The sequence below is a fragment of the Clostridioides sp. ZZV14-6345 genome (genome assembly GCF_020657775.1).
In the GTDB taxonomy this organism is placed as follows: Bacteria; Bacillota; Clostridia; order Peptostreptococcales; family Peptostreptococcaceae; genus Clostridioides; species Clostridioides difficile_D.
The window spans coordinates 1-7,996 of the sequence record NZ_JAGWCX010000102.1 but is presented as its reverse complement, the minus strand read 5'-3'; the positions used below and the strand labels follow the sequence as shown (position 1 = coordinate 7,996).

At 25.9% G+C, this 7,996-nt stretch carries 8 protein-coding genes; all 8 read left to right on the top strand.

All coding sequences use genetic code 11. The features are described 5' to 3' along the window. Positions 1-4 precede the first annotated feature (4 nt). Genes KGF39_RS18410 through cas2 form a run of 8 tightly spaced genes read left to right on the top strand, consistent with a single transcriptional unit; the run spans position 5 to position 7,850 of the window. A complete protein-coding gene (locus tag KGF39_RS18410; RefSeq protein WP_227823420.1) occupies positions 5-133 on the top strand; it encodes a CRISPR-associated endoribonuclease Cas6 in 129 nt (42 codons plus the stop codon). A 5-nt stretch (positions 134-138) separates the two neighbouring features. Next, positions 139-2,016, top strand: a complete 1,878-nt coding sequence (cas8a1, locus tag KGF39_RS18405; protein WP_227823419.1) for a type I-B CRISPR-associated protein Cas8b1/Cst1 — start codon at positions 139-141, stop codon at positions 2,014-2,016. 1 nt (position 2,017) lies between these two features. Further along, positions 2,018-2,932 carry a type I-B CRISPR-associated protein Cas7/Cst2/DevR gene (gene cas7i / locus KGF39_RS18400; RefSeq protein WP_107595685.1) on the top strand — a complete coding sequence of 305 codons (915 nt, stop codon included), beginning with the start codon at positions 2,018-2,020 and terminating at the stop codon, positions 2,930-2,932. 1 nt (position 2,933) lies between these two features. Beyond that, complete coding sequence (cas5b, locus tag KGF39_RS18395; RefSeq protein ID WP_227823418.1) at positions 2,934-3,653, top strand: type I-B CRISPR-associated protein Cas5b; 720 nt, start codon at positions 2,934-2,936, stop codon at positions 3,651-3,653. After that, entirely contained in the window at positions 3,650-5,971 is a 2,322-nt protein-coding gene (gene cas3 / locus KGF39_RS18390; protein ID WP_227823417.1) for a CRISPR-associated helicase Cas3', read from the top strand. The genes cas5b and cas3 overlap by 4 nt, the downstream gene beginning before the upstream one ends. A gap of 14 nt (positions 5,972-5,985) precedes the next feature. Next, positions 5,986-6,537: a CRISPR-associated protein Cas4 gene (cas4, locus tag KGF39_RS18385; RefSeq protein WP_227823416.1), complete on the top strand. Its 552-nt coding sequence runs from the start codon at positions 5,986-5,988 to the stop codon at positions 6,535-6,537. A gap of 2 nt (positions 6,538-6,539) precedes the next feature. Further along, positions 6,540-7,520, top strand: a complete 981-nt coding sequence (gene cas1b / locus KGF39_RS18380) for a type I-B CRISPR-associated endonuclease Cas1b (protein ID WP_227823415.1) — start codon at positions 6,540-6,542, stop codon at positions 7,518-7,520. A 3-nt stretch (positions 7,521-7,523) separates the two neighbouring features. Beyond that, positions 7,524-7,850, top strand: coding sequence for a CRISPR-associated endonuclease Cas2 (cas2, locus tag KGF39_RS18375; RefSeq protein ID WP_413927100.1), 327 nt, complete (start codon positions 7,524-7,526; stop codon positions 7,848-7,850). Positions 7,851-7,996: the final 146 nt, after the last annotated feature.

Below are 7,996 nucleotides of genomic sequence, written 5' to 3'. Positions count from 1 at the left end.
ATATATTAATGGCTACAAAGGCAGATTTATATTGAAAGGTGATATTGACGATTTAAATCTTATCTACAATTTAGGTTTGGGCTTTAGACGAGCTCAAGGATTTGGGGATGTAGATGTTTTGGAATGGAGGTGAGATAAATGAAGTTAAGAGTTTATAGAGGAGACTGGTTCTTTAATATGGGTATGGTTGGATTTTTAAATATAGTAAAGAAAGCAGATATAGAAGAAAAAATATTTATTATGGAAGACTATATCGAATTTGATAGTTCATTTCTTGAAAACTTTCATGAGTATTATTTTAATTACTTCATGGATGAATATGATGTATCAAAAAGGATTAGGAAGAGTGTTGATTACAGTATAAATTTTATTAAATCTAAACCTGATAAAATTAAAGATGGAATTAAGAAAATTAAGGATAATATAAAACAGCAAAATGATAAGGTCAAAAAATTTGATGAAGAAAAATTTAACTTGATAAAAGAAAAGTTAGATAGCATGTCTAAAATAAAAAGTTATGATGAATTTGAGATATTAGAAACTTTAGTAGATGAGATTGTAGACATATTTAAAATAAAATCAATAAATGACAGACTTACAGCCAATCTTTATAAATATGTAGTTCAAGATAATTATTTTGGACAAGTTAGTTTTTTAAATGTTGCTAAGGCTAAGTTAGATTTAGATGGATTAAAAGAAGTAATGTTTAATGATTATTTAAGACAAATTATATATTTTGGAGAGTTAGAAGATTTATTAGAAGAGAATGACTGTGATAAGTTGAAAAACTATTTGAATGATAGATTGGATAGTATATCTAAAGATGTAAGTGAAAAAAAAGTTAGTAAGTCTAGTGTAAATACTATAGAAAAAATTATGAAGGAAATAAATAAAAACTTTATAAAGAAAAATAAAAGTATTGAAGATATAAAAGAGTATATGGATAGTTTAGAAGTATGTGAAATGTGTGGTTTATATAAAGGAATATTAGATGAATACTCAGAAAGTAATTTTGCTCCACTTGGAGTAAGTACCAATAATGCTAGGAATATGTTTTGGAATCAGGAGTATACATCATCAATATGTGATGTTTGTAAGCTTATATTATTCTGTACTCCAGCAGGGGCTACTTATACAAGAAAGAATTATTTATCTAATGAAGAGAATGAGTTTTATTTATTTGTTAACATGGATACTTCTATAAATGAGCTTTTTGAAAGAAACAATAGTTTAAAAGCTCAAAAAAGTGAGTCTTCAGATTCCAAAGATGAAAATCCTTTTAATAAACTTATAAGAGGTATAGTAGAAGAAAATAAATTAAAAAGTGAATGGCAACTTCATAATATACTTTTTGTAGAATTTAAGGCAAGTATAGATTCTAAAAAATGTAAAATAAATTATTTTAATATTCCTACTTATTTAGCAAAAATTTTTACAGACGAGTATGCAAATAAAAAAATACAAAGTATCTATGATTATAAGCTTAAATCAAATGTATTAGATTTACTCTTGAAAAATAGAGACTTGAAGCATTTAACTAATAATACTTTAAGAAATAAAGTTAAGAATGATATGGAAAGCAACAACAAATCAAATATATCAGGAATAGATTGTTTTAGAGTAGTCCAATTAAGAGCATTAATAAATAGCTATAAGAAGGGGGTATATAGAATGGATAGTAAAAATTTGGAAAAGAATGATGAAAATTTGAGAATAATTTATTATTTGGGTTGTGATATACATGACCATTATGTCAATAAAAATTCTAAAAATAAAATAGATGGAGTAAGTTATAAACTTTTAAATTTAGTTAAAGTTGGAAATAAAAGTGATTTTATGGATACACTTATAAGAATTTTTATGTCAGCTGAAAAAAGGCTTCCAGCGGTTTTTTTAGATATAGAGACTGAAAAAGATTTAGACTTTGAATCTATAGGTCATGCTTTTATATCTGGATTAATTTCTGGAAAATATGAAGGAAAAGATAAACTACCAAACGAAGAGGAGGAAAAATAAGATGAAAAGAGGATTAACATTTACAGTAATAGTACAGGCTCAAAGTTTAAACTATGGTGAAGGTATAGGTAATATATCAGAATTAAAAAAACTAAGTAGAGCTGATGGAAACATCTATACATTTGCATCTCGTCAGTGTCTAAGATATGACATAGTACGATTAGCTTCGGAGTTATTTAATTGGAATTTACAAGTTGTTGATAAAGGAAAAGGTACAATTCAGTTTAAAGATAATATAAGCATAAGAGAATCAGAAGAAATGGACTTATTTGGATATATGAAAACAAATAAAAAAGATGAGAAAGATAAAAAAGGGGGTTCATTGACTAGAGAAGCCACTGTAAGATTGAGTAATGCGATTTCTCTTGAGCCATATAGAAGTGACATGGACTTTTTAAATAATAAAGGATTAGCAGATAGAATAGGAGAACACCCTAATCTTGCCAACATAGAGCAACATTTAAGTTACTATACATATACAGCGACTATAGATTTATCTAAAATAGGTAAGGATGGGGATATAGAACTTGATAATAAAGAGAAATGTAGAAGAGTAGTAGAATTTTTAGAAATAATAAAAGTATTAAATAGAAATATTAGAGGTAGACAAGAAAATTTATCTCCTCTATTTGTAGTAGGAGGAGTGTATGAAATAGCAAATCCATTTTTCTTGGGTAGAATTAAATTAAAAGGAGATAAAAATGGATTTAAAGTAAATAAGTCAGCAATAGAAGAAGTAGTTCAAGGTACTTTTTTAGGAAAAGATTTAAAAGAATTTACCTATATTGGAATGGTAGATGGGGCATTTACAAATAAAGAGGAATTTGAGGAGTTATTTGAAGATAATTTTTTAAGCGTAGATAAATTTTTTGGACAACTAGTTAAAGAAGTAAAGGAATATTATGGGGTGAATTAATATGAAGGTTTTGAAATTAGATTTATTTCAAGAAACTGCATGCTATAAAAAGCCATTTGCTATGAAGATTACAGAGACATATCCACTGCCTCCATATTCTACAGTAAATGGATTAATTCACAAAATATTAAATGCTACGGAGTATATACCATTTAATATAAGTGTACAGGGGACATATGAAAGTATATTTAATAATTATCAGACAACATATTTTTATAAAAAGGATAGTATTACATCTATGCCAATGAACAGTCATATGTTATTGAATGTAAATTTGATAATTCATATAGGTGGGGATTTTGATTTATTAAAAAAATTATATGAGAGTTTATTAAATTATGATGAGTATTTATCATTAGGTAGAAAAGAAGATTTAGTAAGAATTAATGATATTAGATTTGTAGAAGTTAATAAGTTTGAAGTAAATGCTGTGAAAGTAGAAGTAGATGATTATGAAAATCACAAATTATCAAAATATAAGATAAAACGACCTATATATATACCAAAGTCAACTTTACAAGATAAAGTAATAAATGGAATAAGCTATAGACTCAACAATTATTATAAAAATAATGCCAATAAAGATAAAAAAAGAATTTGGAACAAAATTGATAGTTATTATATTGAAAAAGGTAATAAAATAAGACGTGGATATATATTGTTAGATGCAGATGGAGATTTATTATACTTTAATAGAAAAGAAGGAGGTGAGTTTTATTGATATATGCAAAATCTAATCCAGTAGAAACATTAAGAGAACATACTGATGAGCTTTTAGAACAAAGAAATATATTAAAGTGTTGTTATGATACAAGTATAAATAAGTTGGATTTTTTAGGCAAAGAAAAATTCTGGGAATGGCTTGATTTTGTTATAGAATTTCATGATGTTGGAAAAGTATTTTCACCATTTCAAAAGCTAATAAGAAGTAGAATGGATATTGAAATAAATGAACCTGAAATAATAACTAATTTAGAGAACAATATAGGGCATAATTTTATTTCTCCTGCATTTATCAATTATGGATACTTGGATATAGAAGATGATTGGGATTTAATGGATATGCTCAATCAAGTTATTGTATATCATCATGAAAGAGATATCTTTATAGATGAAGATTTTAAAGATTTGGTACAAAAAGTATTAGATAAGGATTTAATAAATAAAGTAGATGAAATACAAAATGAATTTAATGTCAGATATCATATAAAAACTAAGAAACTTAGTAATATATATTTACAAGGTATAGAAAAAAGAATAGATAAAAATCACAAATATTATAATTTATATGTCATGTTAAAAGGAATACTACATAGATTAGACCACAGTGCTTCTGCTCATGAGGTTGTGGAGTGTAATAGTAATATGAATATAGGTGAATACACAGAAAAACATTTAATAAAAGAGTTTGGTAGTCTAAGGGAAGTTCAGGCATTTGCTAAATTGAATAGAAGCAAGAATATAATACTGATTGCATCTACAGGAATGGGAAAAACAGAAACTGCTTTAATTTGGATAGATAAAGATAAGGCATTTTTTACATTACCATTAAAAGTAAGTATAAATGCATTATTTGATAGGGCAAAAAATATAGTTGGAGTAGAAGACTCAAATGATACATTCCTAGGATTATTACATTCAACAGCAGTAGATTATCTGGAAGAAAGTAATCAGGAAAATTCAAATGAAATTGTAGATTTAGCAAAGTTATTATCTTGTAAATTGACATTTTCTACAATAGACCAAATATTTAAATTTCCTTTTTTGTATAAAGGCTATGAAAAAGTATACTCAACATTAGCATATTCAAAGGTAGTAATAGATGAGATACAAGCATATTCGCCAGAAATAGCAGCTGTACTGGTAAAAGGTATAGAAATGATACATAAGATAGGTGGCAGATTTATGATAATGACAGCTACTATGCCAACTATATATATAGATGAACTAAAAAAAAGAGGTGTAATAGATAGTAATATAGCTATATTAACAAAAAATACAACAAAAATACGACACTGTGTAGCCATTGTAAAAAATTCAATAGATAAAAATTTAGAAAAAATAATACAAAGTGGAATGAATAAAAAAGTTTTAGTAATAGTAAATACAGTTAAAAGTGCTGTAGAAAAATATGAGTTAATAGAAGAGATAGTTAAGTCAAAAGGAATAGATATTAATGTAAATCTTCTACATTCTATGTATATACAAGAAGATAGAGCAAAGCTAGAAAAATATATAAAAGAATTTGCCAATAGTGATAGAAATGGAATTTGGATTACAACACAATTAGTAGAGGCATCCCTTGACATTGATTTTGATGAGCTTCATACAGAAAATTCAACACTTGACAGTTTATTTCAAAGATTTGGCAGATGTTATAGAAGTCGTGAGTATAAAGAAAATAGTCCAAATATATTTATATATACAGAAAAAGCTACAGGAATAGGAAGTATTTATGATGAAACAATTGTAAAAAATGGACTTGAGTTATTGAAGGCTTTTATAAATGGCAAAGAATGTGTGAAGATGGAAGAAAAATATAAGGTAGAAATGGTTAAGATACTATACTCTAAAGAAAGCTTAGAAGGTACAGCTTTTAAAAAGAGATTTACTAGTGCTTTAAATATTTTAGATACTATAACACCATATAGTTTGGGCTCTAAAGATGCACAAAATATACTTAGAAATATTGAAGGATATACAGTAATACCAGAGGATATATATAATAAAATTGAAGAAACTTTGGTAAAAGATTATAAAGTTTTGGGGAAAGAACTTACAGAGGCATATAGTAATGAAGATAGACAATTAATAAATGAAATAAAATCTAAGAGAAAAAAAGCTAGAAGAGAAATAATTAAAAAAAGTGTAAATATACCAATATATAAAGCTAAACAAAATATAGTGGATATAAATATAAAGGGTCTAGAAGATTTAAAAATACTTTTATATAAATATGATATACATGAAAATAAGCATACAAAACAGATATTTGGTAAAGGTGTGATTATAGGTAAGGAAATAGACCAATTTATTTGATTTTTATATTAACAATGTGGCTAAAATTTACTAGAGAAGGTGATTTTGTGCCAATAGATTTAGAATTATTGAAAGTTCAAGGAGTAAAGATAAATTATTATTATGTATGTAAAAGAAAGCTATGGTTATTCTCTAAAGGAATAACCATGGAACAAAATAGTAGTAGGGTTTTATCTGGAAAAATAGTACATGAAGATTCTTATAAAAGAATGAAAAATAAAGAAGTATTAATTGATGATATCTTGAAATTAGATATAATAAAGGATGAGTATGTTAAGGAAGTAAAAATAAGTTCAAAGATGAAAGAAGCAGATGAAATGCAGCTATACTATTACTTGTATTATTTAAAAAATAGTATGGGTATAGATAAAAAAGGAACCATAAATTATGTCAAGGAAAAGAAACAAGAAGAACTGATATTAACAGAGGAAAAAGAAAGAATTGTTGAAAACACACTTATAAATATAAATGAAATAAATATGAAGTTATCTCCTCCTAAAATTGAGAAAAAACCTTATTGTACAAAATGTGCTTATTATGAATTTTGCTTTGTGAAGGAGGAGTAACAATGTATAAAGACTATTATATTATAAGTAATGGTAATATAAAAAGAAAAGAAAATACGATTTACTATTATAATTTAGAAGGTGAGAAAAAAATATTACCAGTAGAACAAGTTGATGATATTCATATATATGGAGAAGTAGATTTAAACACAAAACTTATAAACTATATAAGCCAATATGGAGTTATGCTTCACTTCTATAATTATTATGGGTATTATTCAGGTACGTATTATCCAAGAAAGAAAAGTGTATCAGGATTCAGCATAGTATGTCAATCAGCTCATTATTTAGATAAAAATGAAAGACTATATTTAGCAAAATCATTTGTAGAAAGTGCATCATACCATATTTTAAGAAATATGAGGTATTACAATGTTGATGATAGTTTAATTAATACTATAAAAGATGAACTAAATGATTTGAATGATATCAAAGAAATATCAGAACTTATGGGTAAAGAAGGTAGAATAAGAAAAACATACTATAAATCCTTTAATCAAATATTAAGAAATGATTTTGAATTTTATAAGAGGGAAAAAAGACCTCCTAAAGACCCAGTAAATGCTCTTATGTCTTTTGGAAATAGCATAATGTATACGAATGTTTTAAGTGAGATATATAAGACACAGCTTGACCCTACTATAAGCTTTTTACATGAACCATCTACAAAAAGATTTTCTTTAAGCTTAGATATTGCTGAAATTTTTAAACCTCTTATTATTGATACAATAATTTTTAGTTTAATTAATAATAAGAGAATCAATAAGAATGATTTTTCATATCAAGATAAAATTTGTTATTTAAGTGAAAAAGGAAAGAAGAAATTCTTACAAGAATTTGAAAATAAGATGCAGACAACCATAAAACATAGAAATCTAAATAGAAAAGTTTCATATAGAATGTTTATAAGGCTAGAGTGTTACAAATTAATTAAACACTTTATAAATGATGAAAAGTATAGAGTTTTAAAGGCTTGGTGGTAAAATATGTTTGTTATAGTTACTTATGATATTGTTGAAGCAAGGTCATTAAATAGAATTAGAAAGATACTTAGAAAATATTTGACTTGGACGCAAAATTCTGTTTTTGAAGGAGATATTACTGATGGAAAGTTACATAAATGTATTTCTGAAATAGAAAACATTATTGATAATAGTGAAGATTCAATCTATGTTTATGAGATAAAAATCCTAATTCAATTAAAAAGAAATGTTATGGTATTGATAAGTATTCTGATGAAATGTTTATATAGGTTTGCAGTGAGCGATATTTATGCTAAAATAGGTGTTAACAGTTGGAATATAAGGGATTGAAGGTATATGATAACTGTTATCAATTGCACTACTGCTCGCTCACTGCAAATTTTGATGTTTTTATTGAATTATAATTGCTTGAGCGCAGTATTTTCAATGTATTCAATTACATCTATTTTGGGGTTTTATATTAACTAAGTGGTATG